The 2,309-nt window shown below is 59.6% G+C and carries 2 protein-coding genes and 2 pseudogenes; 2 read left to right on the top strand and 2 right to left on the bottom strand.

What is annotated here, in order from left to right:
* Nucleotides 1-246: pseudogene (locus tag A3764_RS26190) on the bottom strand (heavy metal translocating P-type ATPase); the annotation flags it as partial.
* 177 nt (nt 247-423) lie between these two features.
* Here A3764_RS26190 and A3764_RS23075 point away from each other — a divergent pair.
* Nucleotides 424-711: a hypothetical protein gene (locus A3764_RS23075; protein ID WP_369817429.1), complete on the top strand. Its 288-nt coding sequence runs from the start codon at nt 424-426 to the stop codon at nt 709-711.
* Between the two features lie 47 nt (nt 712-758).
* Here A3764_RS23075 and A3764_RS23070 read toward each other — a convergent pair.
* A pseudogene (locus A3764_RS23070) lies at nt 759-1,244 on the bottom strand (L,D-transpeptidase); the annotation flags it as partial.
* Nucleotides 1,245-1,368: 124 nt separating this feature from the next.
* Here A3764_RS23070 and A3764_RS23065 point away from each other — a divergent pair.
* A partial coding sequence (locus A3764_RS23065; RefSeq protein ID WP_067952155.1) for an ATP-binding protein occupies nt 1,369-2,309 on the top strand: 941 nt, incomplete at its 3' end.

Below are 2,309 nucleotides of genomic sequence, written 5' to 3'. Positions count from 1 at the left end.
TCGCCCGTTGATCACGTCGAATGCCAGGTGTTCGGTTCCGCCCACTTTCGGCCCGACAACCCGGTTCAGGATCGCCACCTCTTCGGCGCAATCGAGCCCGGAGACCTGAAAGCTCCTTCCGCCAGACGGCGCTGGCGCCGTGGACGCGACGTCCTTGCTGGCGTCGCAACAGGAGTTGCCTCTTGGGTCAGAATGCTCTTGATCACCCGGATGGCCGTGATCGTTGCGGTTGCCGTCGGAAGACATGGATTGACCTCAGGATTCATTGATTCCACATTGACATAGCCCCTACAGTAACTAGAGCTTCAAGGGCAAAAAGTGGATATTCGTCCAGCAAGAAAGGCGCCCTGCGGAGGCTTGAAGCTAGCCGCCCCCTTGAAACGACGCGGTTGGAGCAACGCTTGCCGGTACGAAGCGATCAGAATGAGTGAGGTAGACATGCAGAAACGAAACGCGCCGATTATCGCAGCGACATTGGTGCTTGCTGGCTGCGCGGTGCCAACGCTGGACGACGGCGGCGCTCGCAACGAAGTGGGAAGTGTTCCCGAGGCCGTCATTGCCCTTGCTGCGCCTGGTCAGGATCTCACCACGGCGCGGCTTCGTCCCGAGGATGGCTGTTATTGGTATGAACACAGCGGTCCGGTGGAAAACACCTTGGTTCCGCTACGCTCGGCAGGTGGCAACCCCATCTGCACTTCGCGCCAGTCCTGATCAGCCCATAGATGCGTCAAGCCCACGCGTAACACATGATGCGCCAGTCAACTTCTCGGGGTGACGCTGTCTTCCGCCGAGTACAGGAATGCCGTCGAGCCAATCTCGACGTTGGGATAGAGATCATTGATGTGTGCCATGACCATTCGGACGCAGCCGGAACTCGCACGGCCGCCAATGCTTCTTGGATACGGTGTCCCGTGAATCCTTAGATAGGTGTCTCGGTCGCCGACGAAGAGATAGAGGGCTCGCGATCCGAGCGCGTTTTCAGGTCCGGGTTCCATACCGTCAGCGATATCGGAGTAGAGCTCTGGGTCGCGGTCGATCATGTTTTGTGTCGGCTGCCAATGCGGCCACCTGACCTTGCGCTTGATCGTATAGGTGCCCGGTTCGTAAAGTTTACCGCGCGCGATCGCCACGCCATAGCGCATCGCCGTGCCGCCTTCTTCGATGTGGTAGAGATAGCGCGCAACAGCATCGACATGGATATCACCGGGTACAAGTCCGTCCTTGTGGCGAGGGAGTGGGTGGATGCGCGGCATGCTCCACATCGTTTGCTCAAGTCCCAAACCTAACAGACTTTACGTCACCTTACTCCTGTATTACGTAGGTTACGTACCTCTCATATAGGCATGCGTAATGACATCTCTCCTACATGTGCCCCGCGTTGAGGATGCCACCCGCATTGCCTCACTGCTGACCCCTGATCCGCTTACGGGCTCGCTGGCCGGCTTGTTTCTCGCAGCGCCGCGGCGAACGGGGAAGACTACCTTCTTGAGATCGGATCTCATCCCGCATCTCGATAGCAAGGGCTATGCCGTCATCTATGTCGACCTGTGGGCCGATCGGTCCGCCGATCCGGCCGACCTCATCATCTCTCGGATCAAGATCGCGCTGGAGCAGCATGACGGCCTGATCTCGCGCATGAGAAAAAAGAGCCCTGTCAACCGGGTCGGCGTGCTGGGCTTCTCTGTCGGACTGAAGGAGAGTGGACCTTGGTCAGGCACGATCGCCGAGGCCCTCGAAGATCTGATAAAAGCGACGGACAAGGACCTGGTCGTCATCATCGACGAGGCGCAGCAGGCGGTCGAAACCGATGCCGGGCTCAACGCCATGTTCGCATTGAAGGCCGCACGGGACGCAATCAACCAAGCACCGGGCGATCGGCACCTTTACCTTCTGATGACCGGTTCGCACCGCGACAAGCTGTCGACCCTCGTACAGAACCGGCAGGCCCCGTTCTTCGGCGGCATCGTGAGACCCTTTCCACCGCTTGGATCCTCCTACATTGCCAGCATGGTCGCGCGCGTGAACGAGTCCCTTGCCGACAGCGCGAAGCTCGCTCCAGAAGATCTCGAAGCGGCTTTCGAGGTCGTCGGGCGGCGACCGGAGTTGCTGACCGACTGCCTGCGCGACTTGATCTTCGCGCCGGAGGGTGCCGGGCCGGAAGCATTGAGACGCATTGCATCCGAACGCAAGGTTCAGACCGAGATCGACACGCTTTCCGAGATCGCCTCCATGACCCCTCTTCAGCAGGGGATCTTGCGGATCATGGCGAGGAAGGGGCTGGCATTCCAGCCGTTCTCGGAGGAAACGCG

Origin of the sequence: Sulfitobacter sp. HI0129 (genome assembly GCF_001635395.1) — a bacterium.
In the GTDB taxonomy this organism is placed as follows: Bacteria; Pseudomonadota; Alphaproteobacteria; order Rhodobacterales; family Rhodobacteraceae; genus Sulfitobacter.
This window is presented reverse-complemented; position numbering and strand designations above follow the sequence as displayed.

Bases quoted from the DNA above. Each gene is read 5' to 3' on its own strand.
- A3764_RS23075 (WP_369817429.1), top strand. From the start codon at position 424: ATGAGTGAGGTAGACATGCAGAAACGAAACGCGCCGATTATCGCAGCG.